A 17,279-nucleotide genomic window follows, 5' to 3' on the forward strand; every position below is an offset into this window, starting at 1 on the left:
CAAGTTAAACATTAAAGCTTGTTAAGATGTTTTTAAGTAGATATTTAAATGAAATTGCACCTCACTACTATGGTTAGTTGAATTATAAATTTTTACTTAACCAACTATCGTGCAACCATTTTTGTGTTTGGCGACCTGCACGAATAAAGTCCCATTCAACATCCCTTTCAAAAACCATTACTGTTTCGTCGGGTGCAATAATTGTCCAAAAGTAAAGACCTGTATTTAAATCACGGCATTTTACCTTCATACCTGTCAACGTCACTTTTTTTCCGTCAACAATGATTTGTTCATCATGCGTATCTATCCAATTATTGTTAAAGTTGTTTAATAAATCGGGTGCATAAGTTTCTAGAAATTTAAGTGTAATGGATAAGGCTTTATCTTTATCAACTTGCGCTTTAGATGATTGATATTTCGGCAATAATCTAACAAATCCTTCTAATTTCCCGGTATTATTATCCAATAAAAATGAGATATGCTGGTTATGAAGTTGCATGGTTTCTTGCGGTTCAAAACGATATAGTGTCACTGGTTGTTGATTGTGCATTACTTCAATAGTTAAAACTAACTTAAAATTAAGTTCATTATTATCTAATAGTTGTTGTAAATTGGGTGCAGCTTGGGTACTGATGTTTGTTAACTCTATTAAGGCCATCGTATTTTCCTTTGTTTGGTGCAATTGTTGAGCATAGCATGTTGAATAACAAAAACTTAATATTAGTGTCAGTTTGATTAATCGTTCTATCATAAATCAATTCCTTATGATGAGGGTTAAATTGATGATGAGTTGGATTGCGCAGAGTAAAAGTAAAAGAGAAAGCGCGGTTATTAGTACAAAAGGGTTAATTAAAGACGGTAAAAATGCTCCAAGACTTACACCAATAAACAAAATACAAGTATATAGTGATGTTGCAATACCTCTATCTTTGATCTCTGATTGTGTTGCTACATATACAATCATAGAAGGAATAGCATAGGCAAGACCAATGATGAATATGAAATGAGAGAGATAGAGGATAATTAATGTGTTAATTTGATCATTTATAAAAAATGCCTGTATCAATAATGTTAATGCCATTACGCAAAGCGCTATTGCTAGCACATATGCGGGTTTGATCACTTTAAATAGATAACTTGCGGTTAAACTAAATAACATAGCAACAATGCCAATGCTTCTTAAAGTTGGAATATGGCTGATAAGCGAGCTACGATATAATACGGAATAAAGTGCAACAAAACCGAGTAAAACGAATAATGAGCAGAGATATACTGGAAACAATTTTTTATTGATCAGTATAGTTGGTAACTTAGACAATATTGTAATAAGCGTTGTACTTGGTACGGCCAGATTATTTTTTTCGCTTTTTAAGTGATAGACGTAAAAAATAGTGGCACCACTCGCATAAATACCGCCTAAAAACCACATTGCATAAAGCAGTGAGTTTGAAATCAATAACGACCCTAACCATTGCCCAATTGTTGCTGCAAGTAAAAATGCACAACTAATTATTGATATCGCTTTAGATTTTGCGCTGTCAGGTAGGTTAATCGAAATCCACGCTAAAGCAACAGGCGGAAACGAGGCGGCGCAAAATCCCTGAGCTGAACGAGCAAGCAGTAGTAAATAGTAGTTTGCTAGCAGTGGTAAGATAAAACTAACGCAGGCAAGTAATAGCAGACCAATGATTAAAGTGAGATCCTTGCCGATTTTGTCTGATAAACTTCCCCAGACAATCAGTCCGATAGCGTAGAAAATGCCAAAAAAGGTGGTTAATAATCCAATATTATCGGCACTTGCGTGAGTCACAAAAAGTAATAGATTGCTTGAGACAGGCATTAATATATAAAGTTGACTCACAACGGCCAGTGCAATAAGAGGAATGTAAAAGGTACCTATAATTAATTTATATTTCATGTTAAGCTCTAAATGTTCAATAATTGTAGTTAAAGTGCAATTATTGAATTATAGAGTCATTTTTATCTTAAATACAACATTATTTGTTGTTTAAAGATATTGTGCCTTATAATAAGTGCTTATTTTGACTATAAACAGGTTTTCGGCATGGGTGATAATTCATTAAAAAATACGTATGATGACTTTTTATCAACAGTGATTGTTGGTATTGGGGAAGTTTCTGAAATGACTAAAATTCCAGTGAGAAAATTACGTTATTGGGAAGAAAAAGGCATCATCAAAACAGTTGACCCACAATCTAAATCTCGCCAATTTGATTTAGCCAATATTAAAAAGATAATTCTTATTCAAGAATTGATTGATGATGGATATTCATTAGATGGCGCAGCGAAGAAAGTAGAAGAAAGGTTTGCTAAAATTGGCTCATTGATGAGTTTAATTCAGATGTAACAATAGGTTTTTTTAGACACTAGCTGTTAAGCTACCATTTATTTAAATTAGGTTTAAAAAAACTCAAAACGATAACAATGTTATGGTTTTGAGTTAGTTTTTATTCAAATATCATTCAATAGTAATATGGCATCATCTTACTATTTTTGATTTTCAGCTGGATTGCCTGAATAAGGGAATAGGCCATCTTTAAGTGAGAATGAAAAGTCTTTAGTGCTAATTTCACCAACGACTTTATCACTATCGTATAACGCTAACAAAAATTGTGCCATTTGTTCGGCTGAATGATATTTAGCAAAGCTTTTATTGTAGTCATAATCTGTGACATTGTTAGCTTTTTGTCCAAACTCTGTTTTGGTTGCCGCAGGCGCCAGCACTTTAGCTTGTAATGGCGCTTTAGCTTGTTTTAATTCGTGAGCTAAACCTTCAGTGAATGCACTAACATAAAATTTAGTTGCACAGTATGTGACCGCATTTGGTACTATTGTGTATCCGCCTCTTGATGAAAGATTAATTATTTGAGTATTTGCTTGATCTTGATATTTACGCACATACAGCGTTGATAGAATTGTTAATGCTTCGATATTTAAATGTAGCATTGATTCTATTTTATTTAAGTCCTGCTCTTTAACACTTCCATAATTGCCAAAACCTGCATTGTTAATCCAAGTCTCGATAAAATATTGATCAAGATCTTGAAAAAGTGAATGTACATTACTGGCTACTGATAAATCACATAATTTTATAATGACATCGACCGCTGGGTTGATCTCTGCAATTTTGTTTTTAAGATCAATTAATTGTTCTTCCCTTCTTGCAATAAGAATAAGGGATTTGTTGCGTTTAGCAAATTCAAGTGCTGTTGCATAACCTATACCAGAGCTCGCACCTGTTATAGCTGTGTATCTTTTATCTGTCATATTCATATTTTATTTCCATTAAAACGATTATTAAATTTAATTTGTCTAGTAATTAAATAAAACGGCTAATTGTCATTTTTTTAATATTAAAGCATTAGAGATAATTGAATTGTATTTCTTAATTTAAGATTTCCATGAATTATGTGGTAATTCATCTTCTTTGGTCGCTTTTGCTAAAGCTTCTTTTAATTGTTCACGATTAAGTGAAATGCAATAAGCTGGTTTAGCTCGTTCGAATCGCCAGCTTTCTGATAAATTGCCAACATCAATATAATCATAGCCAATTTGGTCAAGTAACTGACAAACTATCTGTTTGCTCGGCATATCATTACCAGCGACAGGCAGCGCTCTTCTGTTAACTTTATCATTTGGTTTCGCATCTTTAACGATATCTTTTGCAAGAATAGCATTGAATGCTTTGACTACTTTTGATTGATTAAGGTGTTGAGCGACAAGTTCGCTGGTTGTTATTTGATGATTATCCAATAACTCAAAATGACCATCCCTGTCAGGATAGTAGTTCATGGTATCAATAATAATTTTGTTACTTAGTAAATCTGTTGGTAACTGTTTATAGTTAGCAAATGGTATTGCAGTTACGATGATATCACTAAATTCTATGGCTTCTTGTTGACTGCCGATTTGACAACCTATCGCGCTTGCCACGCTGTAAAGTGTGTTTTTTCCTCTTGAGTTACTTAGCATAACTTGATACCCAGATTCTATAAATAATTTTGCACAAGCTTGACCAATAAAGCCAGCGCCAATAATCGATATTTTTTTCATTTTGTATTTCCATTAAATAAATAAAGTTGTTGTATTATCTTTATAAAATAATAGATAATAAATACGATAATAATTGATTTATTAACAACTAGGAGTTGATAATTTGGATTTATTAAAGTGCATGGAAGCGTTTGTTGTGACAGTAAAAACAGGATCTTTTGTTGCTACATCTGTTTCATTAAATACTTCACCTCAAATGGTCACTAAATATATTTCTTATCTAGAAAAATACATTGGTTTAAAGCTACTTAATCGAACAACACGTTCACAGCATTTAACTGAATTTGGCAAACAATATTATGAGCGGTGTTTGTTTATCCTTGATGAAGTTAAAGCAACAAAAAATCTTGCCCAGCAATTTAGTGAAGAGCCTAATGGTCGATTAAGAATCAGTGCGCCAGTCAGCTTTGGTCATTTCAATTTAATTCCAGTTATTAGCTGTTTTATGAAGCGTTATCCCAAGGTAAATATTGATCTTCAATTAAGTGATCGTTATGTTGATTTGGTTCAGGATGATTTTGATGCGGTGTTTCGTATTGGGGTATTAGATGATTCAAGCCTAATTGCTCGTAAACTCAAATCTTTTCAACTTATTTTTGCTGCTGCACCAAGTTATTTGGCTAAATATGGAATACCATCAGTGCCCAATGATATAAAAAAACACCAATGTTTGATTTATCAATATGTTAATCCAACAAGAAAAGATCATCTTTGGTCTTTTAAAGTTAATGGTCAAGTGATTAATCTTCCTATATCCGGAATGTTACAAAGTAATGATACCTTCGCCTTAGCACAAGCCGCCATTCAAGGATTGGGAGTAACGATGTTACCTGAGTCAATGCTAAGTGAAGCAATTAAACAACAAAAATTATTACCCATTCTACAGGAGTATTTACCACCACCTAGAGAAGTTCATCTACTTTATACAGCGGATAAACGCCAGCTGTTGAAATTAAAGATGTTTATTGAATTTATAGTAGATAAGATGGCTTAGCTTATTTGATGCTGTTTACTGTAAGCATATTGGTCAATATGCCTGAGTGTAAGTGAGATAATATAATAACTAGCTAAAGTATCGATAACTAAAAAGGCGACTGAGTCGCCTTTTTAGTTAATAGTTTAAATCCATTTAAACTACTATTTATTTAATTGTTACTGTTGTGCTTAACTCTTTTCCTAACATATTGTTAAGGTAAACTAAGTCATCAGCAGTTAATGTTCCAACTGCATACTTCAGCTGTAATAAACTCGTTAAATAAGTATATTTAGCATCAGATAAGTTGCGCTTAGAGCTATATAGCTGAGTTGTGGCATTTAATACATCAACAATAGTACGTGTTCCAACTTGATATCCCGATGTGGTTGCTTCTAATGAACTTTCCGCAGAGACAACCGCTTGTTGGTAAGCTTTGATTGCACTGATAGATGACGAAATATTGTTGTAAGAAGAACGAACTTGATTAATCACGCTACGATTGGTGCTTTCAAGTTTTTCACTAAAACTGACAAAGTTGTGTTGCGCTTGTTCAACTTGAGACATGGTTGCACCGCCCGAGAAGATTGGCATACTAACACTCACGCCAACATAGTTACTGCCTGAATAACTTTTACCATTACGGGCAGCAGGTGTGCCAGCAGAACTGTAATTACCATATCGGTCGGTTTTATTAAGATTTGTCGATGCATCAACACTTGCTGTTGGCATATAACCAGATTGTGCTAACTTGATTTGATCGCGTGCGATATCTTGATTTAATTTCATTGTTAATAAATTCAGATTTGATGTTTCTGATTGTTTTAACAAAGCACCGATTTGAGTTGGCATTTCAGTTTTGAACGTATTGGTATTAATACTTGCTAATTGGGAATAAAAACGACCGCTGACTTGCCGTAAATCTTCAATGGCGTTATTTAAATCATTTAATGCATTAACTTGTTGTGCAACGGTTAAATCATAATTAGCTTTGGCATTTTGTACATCTGTAATAGCCACTAAACCCACTTGATGTTGTTGCTGGGTTTGTTCTAATTGACGACCAATGGCTTTTTTCTGAGCTTCGATAAAGCTCAATGCATCAAGCGCTTTTAGCACATTAAAATAAGCAACTGAAGTATTTAAAATTAATGTTTGCCCTTGATATTGGTAAGTGATATCAGCAATACTTGCTTGTTTTTTTGTGATATCTAAATTTTTCCAATTAGCAAAATTGAATAGACTTTGTGATAAAGTGACTTGATATAAATTACCACTTTTGCTTTTTTGTCCACTAGTATCACGACGACCATGTGTTACACCATAAGAAGCACTTAACCCAACTTGTGGTAATAAACTTGCTCGAGAGCCTGAAATTGCTGAATAAGCTTTGTCTTTATCGGCTAATGAACTTCGTAGATCTGGGTTCGTTTCTTTGGCTTGTTCATATACCTGAACCAAATTTTCAGCAAAAACTGCTTGGCTTAATGTTAAGCCGATTAGAAAAGTTAGCGTTTTTTTCATCAATTATCTCTTTAAGAAACATTAAAATATAATAGTACGTTGATTTAAGTGATTTTAACAGATAATTAGCATATAGTAAGCATAGTTTATGTAACATTCGCACTTTTTATTAAAATTTAGCTTAAAATTGAGAAACAATATGAAAATTATCAATAATCCTGTCCATTTTAACAAAAACGATGTGTTCAATCTAACCAAACGAGTTTTGTATAAAGGGTTTTTTTCATTACTTGAATATCGTTTTCAATACCGTAAATTCGATGGTTCAGTTAGTGAATTTGTCACTAGAGAAATTTTAGAACGTGGGCACGCTGTTGTGTTATTAGCTTATGATGCTAAACGTGACGAAGTGGTTTTAATTGAACAAATTCGTATCGCCGCTATTGAAACTCAAGATACTCCATGGATGTTAGAGCTGATTGCCGGCATGATGGATCATGAAAATGAATCTTGTGAAGATGTTGCAAGACGCGAAGCTATGGAAGAAGCAGGGATCAAAGTTGGTCGTTGTATGCCAATTACAAGTTATCTGGCTTCACCTGGTGGTCTAACTGAAAAATTGCATATTTTGGTTGGTGAGGTTGATTCAACGACAGCAAAAGGTGTTCATGGATTAGCTGAAGAAAACGAAGATATCAAAGTGCATGTAGTGAGTAGAGAACAAGCTTACCAATGGGTCGAAGACGGTTTAATTAATAATGCAGCTTCAATTATTGCCCTACAGTGGTTACAACTTAATCATCATCGATTAAAAAATGAGTGGATGTAATGAGTATTGCCGATCACATTTAATTATTTCTTCCATTAAAATGTGATCTATTTTACACTTTAATATAACGCTTGGATTTATAATAAAAATTATATCACTTGCTACACCCCTAGATTTTGCTATTTCCGTCATTAACTGTAATGTATTAATGAATAATTGAGGTGAATTTTGGAATCACTTTTACAGCTTCCAACACAAAATAAACAACACGCCAAAATATTACAAATTACCGATATGCATCTTTTTGCCGATGACAGCAGTGTATTACTTGGTGTAAATTCAAATGCAAGTTTTTTAGCAGTGTTAGATGAAATAAAAAGCGCCAAAAGAAAGTATGATTTAATTGTGGCAACTGGCGATTTTGTACAAGATGGATCCAAACATGCTTATCAACGTTTTGCAGAGCAAATTATAAGTTTAAAAACGCCTTGTGTGTGGTTAGCTGGCAATCATGATAACTATAGCTATATGCAGTCTGTTTTTGCCCATTATGATTTAGCTGATAATAAGGTGGTATTACTTGGCGATAAATGGATAATCATTCTTCTTAATAGCCAAGTTGAAGGGCAAGCTTACGGCTTTTTAAGCAATATAGAGCTTGAATTTTTACAACATACTTTAGCCAAATATCCAGATAAGAATGCATTAGTTTTTCTGCATCATCACCCTATATCCTCCAGTTGTCATTGGCTTGATCAACATATTTTAAAAAATAGTTGTCAATTGGAGCAAATTGTCCAAGGTCACCAACAAATAAAAGGGGTGGGATGGGGACATATTCATCAAGAGCAAGATCATTTATGGCATCACTGCTTAGCGTTTTCAACGCCATCAACTTGTGTTCAATTTAAACCAAATAGCTATGATTTTCAGTTAGCAGATAAAGATGCGCCAGGTTGGCGCGAAATTAAATTAAATGATAATGGTTCAATTGACACGTCTGTTTTTCGAATTTGTGATAATCGATTTGTACCGGATTTATCACAAAATGGCTATTAATTACTGTAATTAAATATCACCAATTACAGTAATGGAGCAAAAAAGTAAAAGAGCCGTTCAACGACGTGCTGCCAAATGGGTCGTTGTTTCCAAGTTTCGATATTGACTTCGTCTGATTGCGCTAAATATTTTTGTAAAAGGCTAGATAACGATTGGGCAAATTCAGCATCATCAATGACGGTGGTAATTTCAAAATTTAACCATAAACTGCGCATATCTAAATTTACAGTACCAACTAAGCTTAACTGGTTATCAATTAACACACTTTTTGTGTGCAATAAGTTATCATTAAACTGATATAGCTTTACACCACCATCGAGCAGTTCCGAAAAGAAAGCTCGGCTTGCCCATTTGACCATTAATGAATCATTCTTTTTAGGAACAATAATAATTACTTCAACCCCTCTTTGCGCAGCGGTACAAACTGCATGTAAAATATCATCGCTTGGTACTAAATAGGGTGTGGTGAAAATAATTTGCTCTTGTGCTGAATAAATAGCAGTGAGTAACACCTGATGGATCATGTTTTCCATATAACCAGGACCAGAAGCAATAAGTTGCATGATATGCTTTTTCTCTTCTGGTGGTTCTGCAAAGTCAGTAATTTGCGGTAAGGCTAAATCGGTACCGGTTTCTAATTCCCAATCACTAGCATAAATTGCACCCATTAAGGTGGTGACAGGTCCACGCATTCTTACCATAACATCGACCCATTCACCAACATGCTTATTTTGTTTAAAAAAGCGTGGATCGACGATATTCATACTACCTGTATATGAAATATAATTGTCAATAATAGCCACTTTACGATGTTGGCGCAGATCGAGCCGTCTAAACATAAAGCGCAATAAATTAACTTTAAGCGCTTCAACAATTATAATACCAGCTGCTCGCATTCTTTTGCTTGCGTTAGTTTTAAGAAAATGGCGACTACCTGCTGAATCAACCATTAACCGACATGTTACCCCTCTTTTGGTGGCCGAAATCAGTGCGCTTTCAACATCATCTGCTCGACCGCCTTCGTTCCAAATATAAAAAACCATTTCAATATTAGACGTGGCTTGATTAATGTCTTCAATGAGTTTATCAAATATGGTATCGGTGTCACTAAGCAGCTCGATATGGTTACCGTTTATACCATCCAGTCCGGTCTGGTGTTTACAAAGTTGGAAAATGGGTTTACTGACTTGGCTAACTTTGGTGGTAAAAATATCAGAAAATACACTAATTCGATTGATAAAATTAGCAATGATTGGCCGCATTTTTTGCGCACGTTTAACGCGTTGTTGACCTAAATGTGCTTCACCAAGTGAAAAATAAAGAATAATCCCAACGATAGGTAAGATGTAAATGACCAACATCCAAGCAATGACATAAGTTGTTGGTCTACGCTTAAACACTATCCGTAAAGTTACTGCAACGATTATCAACCAATAAACGAAGAAGATTAATGAACTAATTAAGGCATGAAATGAAGTATATTGCATATTAGTTAACTATTGCTTAAGTTTAATTGACTAATGGGATCTTTGCTACAATCATAATGCTGAAAAATTTCAGGTAATGGCTTAGGATTGTTATGTTTATCAACTGATACATAAGTAAATACTGCGTCAGTAATACAAAAACGTTGAGGGGTGTCTGATGTGTCGAGTACTTTTTTTACCCAAACCTCAATGCCAATCGTGATTGAGGTTTTACCTGTTTTAATACAATGAGCATAACAACAGACAACATCGCCAACCATTGCCGGTTTATAAAATGTGATACTACTTGCATTGACTGTTACTACACGGTTTCTGGCGATCTCTTTTGATAAAATTCCGCCAGCTAGATCCATTTGTGACATAATCCAACCACCAAAAATATGGCCATGTGGGTTTGTGTCAGCAGGCATCGCAAGTGTTCTTAATACCAATTGTCCTTTAGGATTAGTTGTGTCTTGTTTCATGATGAAAGCCTTAGTTATAACATTTTACTCGGTACTAGCGTGTTTATTTAAATTTCGATAAATATAGATACCAGATATTAATGATAATAGTAAAGAGGCACCGGGTAAAATAAATACTTTGAAAATCCAAAAAAATTCATCAGGAGCATAATAAGTTGTGATTAAACTGATGACTCCACACGAAATGAAAAATATTATCCATAACAAATTTAGTCTGTTCCAGACAGCTAAGTTTAATTGTAACTCTTTACCAAGCATTTTCTGTAAAAGATTTTTTTTAAAAATAAATTGACTAATTAATAAAGCAGAAGCAAAGATAAAATTAATGATTGTCACTTTCCATTTAATGATATTGGGTTCACGAGTATATAATGTAAAACCACCAAAAATCATGATCATTAGGTAGGATAACAACTCTACTTTATCTATTTTTCGATAAATAACGAGAATAATAAGAAAAGCAATGGTTGCTGAGATCATGAGTGCTTGAACGCCAGCAAAAATATCATACATTGTTAAAAAGACAAAAAAGAAAATCAGTGGAATAAAATTCAAAAGTTGTTTCATGTAATTATTAACCTGATAGATGAGATACTTATTAAGAGTTAAATAAGAAAAAAAGCCTATTAATAATAGGCCTTATTTTTTGGTATGAAGTTCGGGATGTGCTTTACAATTTCCTGATTGGCAATGACCGTAAAGATACAAACTATGGAACGTTAACTTAACGCCATATTGTTCGGCAATTTCTTTTTGTCTGGTATTAATAATTTCATCACGAAATTCAAATACTTCGCCACAATCTAAACATATTAAATGATCATGGTGTTTTTGAGTTGATAGCTCAAAAACCGCTCGTCCACCTTCAAAATTATGACGTGTAACAATACCCGCATCATCAAATTGATTTAAAACACGGTAAACTGTGGCAAGTCCAATTTCTTCCCCCATATCAAGTAACTTTTTATAAAGATCTTCGACTGTGATATGTTGACATGAAGGATCGCGCAATAACTCTAAAATTTTTAATCTTGGTAAAGTAACTTTCAAACCTGCGCTTTTTAGTGCAGCGTTATTATCGTTATCATGATTTGTCATATTGCATTCCAGTTTAGTTAATTAATCAGTTATATTATAAGACTATGTACGGAAAATAAAATAAATCACTTTGATAGATTAAATATTCATTTCGCTTTTGACTTGATTTACCCACGTAGCGATGCGTTGTTCTGTCAATTCTGGTTGGCGATCTTCATCAATTGCTAATCCAATAAAATGGTTATCGTCAACTAAACTTTTAGATGCTTCAAAGTTGTATCCATCAGTTGACCAATGCCCAACAATTTTTGCACCTTTCGGTTCAATAATATCGCGTATAGTTCCCATTGCATCACAAAAATATTCGGCATAATCTTCTTGATCACCACAACCGAAAATAGCAACCGTTTTACCATTAAAATCAATTTGCTCTAGATTAGGAAAAAAATCATCCCAATCTGCTTGTGATTCACCATAATACCAAGTCGGAATGCCGAAAAAAAGATAATCATATTTTTCTATATGTTCTTTGGTGGTTTTAGCAATATCAAAAAGATCTGCTTGTTCACTTCCTAAAATAAGTTGGATTTGTTTAGCTACATTCTCTGTATTACCTGTATCACTACCAAAAAAAATACCGACGTTTGCCATATTTGTACCTTCACTGTTTTACAATATAAAAAATATTTTTTGAGTATATCATTGTCACCTGTTATCAGCAATAATTCTCAATTACCATCATCATACCATATTATTTGCTACACAATTGATTGATCTTGGATTAGAATTGTTGAAAATTTAATAATAACATAAGTTTTGGAATTTATTTATGAACCTGCACGAGTATCAATCAAAATATCTTTTTAAACAATATAATTTACCTGTTCCAGAAGGTTATGTTTGTAACTCAATTGATGAAGTACAAGATACCTTAGCTAAATTGGCGTCTCAAGCAGATATTCACGCTTGGGTGGCAAAGTGTCAGGTTCATGCTGGTGGTCGTGGTAAAGCAGGCGGCGTGATTTGTACACACGATTTTAATGAAATCAAACAGTTTGCAGAAAAGTGGCTGGGTAAGCATTTAGTGACTTATCAAACCACATCTAAAGGTCAACCGGTTAATCAAATTCTCATTGAAAAAGCGTCTAATATAGATAAAGAACTGTATTTAGGTGCAGTAATTGATAGAAGTTCTAAACGCGTAGTTATTATGGCCTCTACAGAAGGTGGGGTGGATATTGAAAGTGTCGCTGAAAAATCACCCCATCTAATTCATAAAATTTCACTCGATCCTTTAACGGGACCTTGTGCGTATCAAGGACGTGAACTCGCATTTAAATTGGGTTTATCCGGTAAACTAATTAATCAATTTGCTAAATTATTTGTCAATTTAGCTACGCTTTTTTTAGAAAACGATGTGTCTTTAGCTGAGGTGAACCCTTTAGTGATTACCGATGCTCAAGAGTTGATTTGTTTGGATGCGAAAGTTGTTATTGATGATAATGCGCTTTTTAGACATCCAAATTTAAATGTGCTAAGAGATACCACACAAGAAGATGAACGCGAATCAATTGCCGCCAAACAGGGAATTAGCTATGTATCTTTAGAAGGTAATATTGGTTGTATGGTTAATGGCGCAGGTCTTGCCATGGCTACGATGGATATTATCAAATTATATGGCGGTGAACCGGCTAACTTTTTAGATGTTGGTGGCGGCACGACCAAAGAACGTGTATCTGAAGCATTTAAATTAATTTTATCTGATAAAAATGTTAAAGCAATTTTAGTCAATATCTTCGGTGGTATTGTTCGATGTGATTTAATTGCTGATGGAATTATTAACGCAATAAAAGAAATAGGTCTTGCGGTTCCTGTTGTTGTCCGCCTTGAAGGTAATAATGCTGAGATTGCTCGAGAGATATTAGCTGAAAGTCAGTTAAATATTATTACTGCAAAAAGTTTAATTGATGCTGCACAAAAAATAGTTGCTGTTGCATAATAAGAAAGAGTGGAGAACGGAAATTATGTCAATTTTAGTTAATAAAGATACCAAAGTTATTTGCCAAGGATTTACTGGCAGTCAAGGAACCTTTCATTCACAGCAAGCATTAGCCTATGGCACTAAATTAGTTGGTGGTGTAACACCAGGCAAAGGTGGAACTCAGCATTTAGGTTTACCCGTTTTTAATACCGTAAAGGAAGCAGTAGCAACTACGGGGGCGACTGCAAGTGTTATTTATGTACCAGCCGCATTTGGTAAAGATTCAATTTTAGAAGCAATTGATGCCGGCATTAAATTGATTGTCTGTATTACAGAAGGTATTCCAACCTTAGACATGTTAATAGTTAAAGAAAAACTAAAACAAACCGATACTGTCATGATTGGACCTAACTGCCCGGGAATTATTGTTCCTGATGAATGTAAAATAGGTATTATGCCGGGGCACATTCATTTAGCCGGTAAAATAGGCATTGTTTCCCGTTCTGGTACTTTAACCTATGAAGCAGTTAAGCAAACTACCGACATAGGGTTAGGTCAATCAGTTTGCATCGGGATTGGCGGTGATCCTATTCCAGGTAGTGATTTTATTTCAATTTTAAAATTACTTGAGCAGGACCCTAAAACAGAAGCCATTGTTATGATTGGTGAAATTGGAGGTAGTGCGGAAGAGGAAGCCGCTGAGTATATTAAAAAACATGTCTCTAAACCTGTTATTGGTTATATTGCAGGGGTATCTGCACCATCAGGTAAACGTATGGGGCATGCTGGCGCAATTATTTCGGGTAATAAAGGCACTGCTGAAGAAAAAACCAGAACACTACAAGCTGCAGGTATAACTGTTGTTAGTAGTTTGGCTGATATCGGTGATGTTGTAAAAAAACAATTTAATATGTAGTTTTTTGATATCCGTCAAATTATATTTTAAAATATTGATGTACAATATCGGTCAATAACGATATTAATTTAGTGAGCATTTATGTAGTAGGGAGCAAATATGTTTGATATAGTTGAACTATCACGCCTCCAATTTGCACTCACTGCAATGTATCATTTCATCTTTGTACCATTAACGCTTGGTTTAGCGTTTTTGTTAGCAATTATGGAAACAGTATACGTTGTAAGTGGTAAGCAAGTTTGGAAAGATATGACCAAATTCTGGGGAAAACTCTTCGGTATTAATTTTGCCGTTGGTGTTGCCACAGGTTTGACAATGGAATTTCAGTTCGGCACGAACTGGTCATATTACTCACACTATGTGGGAGATATTTTTGGTGCACCACTAGCTATCGAAGGGCTAATGGCATTTTTCTTAGAATCGACAATGGTTGGTCTATTCTTTTTTGGTTGGGATAGATTAAGTCGAGGTAAGCACTTATTGGTTACTTGGTGTGTTGCATTCGGTTCAAATCTTTCTGCATTGTGGATATTAGTGGCTAATGGTTGGATGCAATTCCCTGTTGGATCTGAATTTAATCCTATCAATGCTAGAATGGAAATGGCGAACTTTTTTGAGTTAATTACCAATTCTGTTGCGCAATATAAATTCGTGCATACTGTTGCAGCAGGTTATTTAACTGGTGCTATTTTTGTTTTAAGTATTAGTTCATACTATCTACTTAGAAAACGTGATGTTGCTTTTGCCAAACGTTCTTTTGCTGTAGCTGCAATGTTTGGTTTTATTATGTCGATTTTAGTTGCGTTTATGGGCGATGAAGCTGGTCACGAAATGACCACTGTTCAACCAACTAAACTCGCTGCGATTGAAGGTGAGTGGGAAACTCAACCTGCTCCAGCATCATTTAATGTTATAGCTTTTCCTTCTCAAAAAAATAAAGAAAATTTATTTGCTATTGAGATTCCATATGTTATGGGTATTATGACAACACGTTCATTAGATACTCAAGTTATTGGTTTGAAAGACATCTTAAATACCAATGAAACCAAGATTCGTAATGGTGTTTTGGCTTATACAAACTTGGAAAAAATTCAAAAAGGTGATCAAGATCCTGCCGTATTAAAAGCTTTTGAAGATAATAAAGCTGATTTAGGTTATGGTTATTTGGTTAAACGCTTTACTGATCGTGATAATTTAACTATTCCTGAAGCAACAGAACAACATATTAAAGCTGCTGCTGAAGATTCTATTCCTACCGTTTGGCCGCTATTTTGGGCATTCCGTGGTATGGTTGGTCTAGGATTATTAATGATTCTTGGTACGGGTTTTGCTTTGTGGACCACTTATAAAAATAAAATTACAGAAAGACGCTGGTTACATCGTTTATTAATGTTGTTTTTACCATTCCCATGGCTTGCTTGTGAGTGTGGTTGGTTTGTTGCTGAATACGGTCGTCAACCTTGGGCTATTCAAGATATTTTACCAACAGGTGTAGCAAATTCGTCATTAACTCCAGGTGAAGTATTATTTACAATGATATTGATTTGTGGTCTTTATACCTTATTTTTAGTTGCTGAAATGTTTTTAATGTTTAAATTTGCACGTTTGGGACCGAGTTCTTTAGGTACAGGCAACTATCATTATGAAAAAACACAACCGGTAACAGAATAGGGCATAGGGAGTATACACAATGATTGATTACGAAATTGTACGCGTCATCTGGTGGGTGCTGATTAGCGTTGTTTTAATCGGTTTTGTTGTCACAGATGGATTCGATATGGGAGTAGGTATTTTACTACCATTTATCGGAAAAACTGATACAGAACGTCGTATTATGATAAATGCCATTGCCCCTCATTGGGATGGTAACCAAGTATGGTTAATTACTGGTGGAGCAGGTATATTTGCAGCTTGGCCAATGGCTTATGCTGCTTCATTTTCAGGTTTTTATATTGCGATGATATTAGTGTTATGTGCGCTATTTTTTAGACCAATTGGTTTTGATTATCGTAGTAAATTAGAAAATTCAAAATGGCGTAACTTATGGGATGGCGGTATCTTTGTTGGGAGTTTTGTTCCTGCATTGGTATTTGGCGTTGCATTTGGAAACTTACTAGAAGGTGTTCCGTTTAGATACGACAATACTTATCGTGTATTTTATGATGGTAACTTTTTCGGTTTGCTTAACCCATTTGCTCTATTAACAGGTGTCGTTAGTTTAATGTTAATAGTTGCTCATGGTGGAGCATGGTTGCAAATGAAAACCTCTGGTGAGCTTTATTTGCGCGCAAGGAAAGCAACTCAAGTGGCAAGTTTGATTTTAGTCATTGCTTTTGTTTTAGCTGGAGTTTGGGTAGCTTTTGGTATTCATGGATATGAAGTGACAAGTGTTATTGATCACAATGCTGCCTCTAATCCATTAGCGAAGACTGTATCGACCGATACATCATGGTTAACAAATTATATGAATTATCCAATTTTATGGTTAGTGCCTGTTTTAGGTGTCGTTTTGCCATTGTTAACTATTCTTTGTTCTGGTTTAAATAAAAACGCATTAGTTTTTATTTTATCGTCATTAACAATTGCTTGTGTATTATTTACTTATGCTATCGCAACATTCCCATTTATTATGCCATCAAGCATTATGCCAAATGCAAGTCTAACTATATGGGATGCAACATCAAGTCAATTAACACTTAATATTATGTTTGTAGTGGTATTAATCTTCTTACCAATAGTGCTTTTATATACTATCTGGTCATATATTAAAATGTTTGGACGACTTGATAAAAATCATATTGAAAATAATAAACATTCTCTTTATTAAGGAACAGATATGTATTATGTATTATGGTTTGTAGGCATTATTGCAGCTTGTATGTTATCTGCTGTTACTGGATTATGGGTAGAACATATTAGTAGTGATAAAGAGTCAAATAATCACTAATTTATTAGTATAGCGTTAATTAAAAAGGTGGCTTATCGTCACCTTTTTTAATTAAACATAGTCACTATAATCGAATTAGTCACAAATGATAATTGTTTTCATTTAAG

Annotated in this window: 19 protein-coding genes; 9 read left to right on the top strand and 10 right to left on the bottom strand. The window is 34.3% G+C overall.

Features of this window, described 5'->3' with window-relative positions:
• Positions 1 to 82: 82 nt before the first annotated feature.
• Positions 83 to 751, bottom strand: coding sequence for a YcdB/YcdC domain-containing protein (locus J3U59_RS02465; RefSeq protein WP_267333268.1), 669 nt, complete (start codon positions 749 to 751; stop codon positions 83 to 85).
• A 3-nt stretch (positions 752 to 754) separates the two neighbouring features.
• Positions 755 to 1,918, bottom strand: coding sequence for an MFS transporter (locus J3U59_RS02470; RefSeq protein ID WP_267333269.1), 1,164 nt, complete (start codon positions 1,916 to 1,918; stop codon positions 755 to 757).
• Between the two features lie 147 nt (positions 1,919 to 2,065).
• On the opposite strand from J3U59_RS02470, the gene J3U59_RS02475 reads away from it, so the two are divergent.
• Complete coding sequence (locus J3U59_RS02475) at positions 2,066 to 2,368, top strand: MerR family transcriptional regulator (RefSeq protein WP_267333270.1); 303 nt, start codon at positions 2,066 to 2,068, stop codon at positions 2,366 to 2,368.
• 140 nt (positions 2,369 to 2,508) lie between these two features.
• On the opposite strand, the gene J3U59_RS02480 is transcribed toward J3U59_RS02475, so the two are convergent.
• Positions 2,509 to 3,288, bottom strand: coding sequence for an SDR family NAD(P)-dependent oxidoreductase (locus J3U59_RS02480; protein WP_416379571.1), 780 nt, complete (start codon positions 3,286 to 3,288; stop codon positions 2,509 to 2,511).
• Between the two features lie 123 nt (positions 3,289 to 3,411).
• On the bottom strand, positions 3,412 to 4,074 hold the full coding sequence (locus J3U59_RS02485; RefSeq protein ID WP_267333272.1) for an NADPH-dependent F420 reductase: 663 nt from the start codon (positions 4,072 to 4,074) through the stop codon (positions 3,412 to 3,414).
• A gap of 103 nt (positions 4,075 to 4,177) precedes the next feature.
• Between J3U59_RS02485 and J3U59_RS02490 the strand changes: the two genes are divergently transcribed.
• On the top strand, positions 4,178 to 5,068 hold the full coding sequence (locus J3U59_RS02490; RefSeq protein ID WP_267333273.1) for a LysR family transcriptional regulator: 891 nt from the start codon (positions 4,178 to 4,180) through the stop codon (positions 5,066 to 5,068).
• A 147-nt stretch (positions 5,069 to 5,215) separates the two neighbouring features.
• Here J3U59_RS02490 and tolC read toward each other — a convergent pair whose 3' ends face one another.
• Entirely contained in the window at positions 5,216 to 6,571 is a 1,356-nt protein-coding gene (gene tolC, locus J3U59_RS02495; protein ID WP_267333274.1) for an outer membrane channel protein TolC, read from the bottom strand.
• A 139-nt stretch (positions 6,572 to 6,710) separates the two neighbouring features.
• Between tolC and nudF the strand changes: the two genes are divergently transcribed.
• Entirely contained in the window at positions 6,711 to 7,340 is a 630-nt protein-coding gene (gene nudF, locus J3U59_RS02500; protein ID WP_267333275.1) for an ADP-ribose diphosphatase, read from the top strand.
• A 168-nt stretch (positions 7,341 to 7,508) separates the two neighbouring features.
• Positions 7,509 to 8,339 (top strand): 3',5'-cyclic-AMP phosphodiesterase, encoded by an 831-nt coding sequence (gene cpdA, locus J3U59_RS02505; protein ID WP_267333276.1) that lies wholly within the window; start codon positions 7,509 to 7,511, stop codon positions 8,337 to 8,339.
• 23 nt (positions 8,340 to 8,362) lie between these two features.
• Here cpdA and cls read toward each other — a convergent pair whose 3' ends face one another.
• The 5 genes from cls to fldA form a co-directional block, all read right to left on the bottom strand.
• Positions 8,363 to 9,826, bottom strand: a complete 1,464-nt coding sequence (cls, locus tag J3U59_RS02510; RefSeq protein ID WP_267333277.1) for a cardiolipin synthase — start codon at positions 9,824 to 9,826, stop codon at positions 8,363 to 8,365.
• Between the two features lie 5 nt (positions 9,827 to 9,831).
• The gene (yciA, locus tag J3U59_RS02515; protein ID WP_065634304.1) at positions 9,832 to 10,290 is read right to left on the bottom strand and encodes an acyl-CoA thioester hydrolase YciA; all 459 of its coding nucleotides are present in this window, start codon (positions 10,288 to 10,290) and stop codon (positions 9,832 to 9,834) included.
• Between the two features lie 24 nt (positions 10,291 to 10,314).
• Complete coding sequence (locus tag J3U59_RS02520) at positions 10,315 to 10,857, bottom strand: inner membrane-spanning protein YciB (RefSeq protein ID WP_267333278.1); 543 nt, start codon at positions 10,855 to 10,857, stop codon at positions 10,315 to 10,317.
• 72 nt (positions 10,858 to 10,929) lie between these two features.
• Positions 10,930 to 11,388, bottom strand: a complete 459-nt coding sequence (gene fur, locus J3U59_RS02525; protein WP_267333279.1) for a ferric iron uptake transcriptional regulator — start codon at positions 11,386 to 11,388, stop codon at positions 10,930 to 10,932.
• A 78-nt stretch (positions 11,389 to 11,466) separates the two neighbouring features.
• A complete protein-coding gene (gene fldA / locus J3U59_RS02530) occupies positions 11,467 to 11,979 on the bottom strand; it encodes a flavodoxin FldA (RefSeq protein ID WP_267333280.1) in 513 nt (170 codons plus the stop codon).
• Between the two features lie 178 nt (positions 11,980 to 12,157).
• Between fldA and sucC the strand changes: the two genes are divergently transcribed.
• The 5 genes from sucC (at position 12,158) to J3U59_RS02555 (ending at position 17,172) form a co-directional block, all read left to right on the top strand.
• A complete protein-coding gene (sucC, locus tag J3U59_RS02535) occupies positions 12,158 to 13,327 on the top strand; it encodes an ADP-forming succinate--CoA ligase subunit beta (protein ID WP_267333281.1) in 1,170 nt (389 codons plus the stop codon).
• Positions 13,328 to 13,352: 25 nt separating this feature from the next.
• The gene (sucD, locus tag J3U59_RS02540) at positions 13,353 to 14,225 is read left to right on the top strand and encodes a succinate--CoA ligase subunit alpha (protein WP_267333282.1); all 873 of its coding nucleotides are present in this window, start codon (positions 13,353 to 13,355) and stop codon (positions 14,223 to 14,225) included.
• A gap of 99 nt (positions 14,226 to 14,324) precedes the next feature.
• Positions 14,325 to 15,896, top strand: a complete 1,572-nt coding sequence (locus J3U59_RS02545; RefSeq protein WP_065634310.1) for a cytochrome ubiquinol oxidase subunit I — start codon at positions 14,325 to 14,327, stop codon at positions 15,894 to 15,896.
• Between the two features lie 19 nt (positions 15,897 to 15,915).
• Complete coding sequence (cydB, locus tag J3U59_RS02550) at positions 15,916 to 17,052, top strand: cytochrome d ubiquinol oxidase subunit II (RefSeq protein WP_267333283.1); 1,137 nt, start codon at positions 15,916 to 15,918, stop codon at positions 17,050 to 17,052.
• A gap of 9 nt (positions 17,053 to 17,061) precedes the next feature.
• Positions 17,062 to 17,172, top strand: coding sequence for a cytochrome bd oxidase small subunit, CydX/CbdX family (locus tag J3U59_RS02555; protein WP_267333284.1), 111 nt, complete (start codon positions 17,062 to 17,064; stop codon positions 17,170 to 17,172).
• Positions 17,173 to 17,279 lie beyond the last annotated feature (107 nt).

Source organism: Gilliamella sp. B3783, assembly GCF_026536125.1.
Classification (GTDB): domain Bacteria; phylum Pseudomonadota; class Gammaproteobacteria; order Enterobacterales; family Orbaceae; genus Gilliamella.

What these genes read in the sequence shown, in the direction of transcription:
- J3U59_RS02465 (WP_267333268.1), bottom strand. Translation starts at nt 751, where the DNA reads ATGATAGAACGATTAATCAAACTGACACTAATATTAAGTTTTTGTTAT.
- tolC (WP_267333274.1), bottom strand. Translation starts at nt 6,571, where the DNA reads ATGAAAAAAACGCTAACTTTTCTAATCGGCTTAACATTAAGCCAAGCA.
- J3U59_RS02475 (WP_267333270.1), top strand. Translation starts at nt 2,066, where the DNA reads ATGGGTGATAATTCATTAAAAAATACGTATGATGACTTTTTATCAACA.
- nudF (WP_267333275.1), top strand. Translation starts at nt 6,711, where the DNA reads ATGAAAATTATCAATAATCCTGTCCATTTTAACAAAAACGATGTGTTC.
- J3U59_RS02470 (WP_267333269.1), bottom strand. Translation starts at nt 1,918, where the DNA reads ATGAAATATAAATTAATTATAGGTACCTTTTACATTCCTCTTATTGCA.
- cls (WP_267333277.1), bottom strand. Translation starts at nt 9,826, where the DNA reads ATGCAATATACTTCATTTCATGCCTTAATTAGTTCATTAATCTTCTTC.
- J3U59_RS02555 (WP_267333284.1), top strand. Translation starts at nt 17,062, where the DNA reads ATGTATTATGTATTATGGTTTGTAGGCATTATTGCAGCTTGTATGTTA.
- sucC (WP_267333281.1), top strand. Translation starts at nt 12,158, where the DNA reads ATGAACCTGCACGAGTATCAATCAAAATATCTTTTTAAACAATATAAT.
- J3U59_RS02480 (WP_416379571.1), bottom strand. Translation starts at nt 3,288, where the DNA reads ATGACAGATAAAAGATACACAGCTATAACAGGTGCGAGCTCTGGTATA.
- yciA (WP_065634304.1), bottom strand. Translation starts at nt 10,290, where the DNA reads ATGAAACAAGACACAACTAATCCTAAAGGACAATTGGTATTAAGAACA.
- fur (WP_267333279.1), bottom strand. Translation starts at nt 11,388, where the DNA reads ATGACAAATCATGATAACGATAATAACGCTGCACTAAAAAGCGCAGGT.
- cydB (WP_267333283.1), top strand. Translation starts at nt 15,916, where the DNA reads ATGATTGATTACGAAATTGTACGCGTCATCTGGTGGGTGCTGATTAGC.
- fldA (WP_267333280.1), bottom strand. Translation starts at nt 11,979, where the DNA reads ATGGCAAACGTCGGTATTTTTTTTGGTAGTGATACAGGTAATACAGAG.
- J3U59_RS02520 (WP_267333278.1), bottom strand. Translation starts at nt 10,857, where the DNA reads ATGAAACAACTTTTGAATTTTATTCCACTGATTTTCTTTTTTGTCTTT.
- J3U59_RS02485 (WP_267333272.1), bottom strand. Translation starts at nt 4,074, where the DNA reads ATGAAAAAAATATCGATTATTGGCGCTGGCTTTATTGGTCAAGCTTGT.
- J3U59_RS02545 (WP_065634310.1), top strand. Translation starts at nt 14,325, where the DNA reads ATGTTTGATATAGTTGAACTATCACGCCTCCAATTTGCACTCACTGCA.
- sucD (WP_267333282.1), top strand. Translation starts at nt 13,353, where the DNA reads ATGTCAATTTTAGTTAATAAAGATACCAAAGTTATTTGCCAAGGATTT.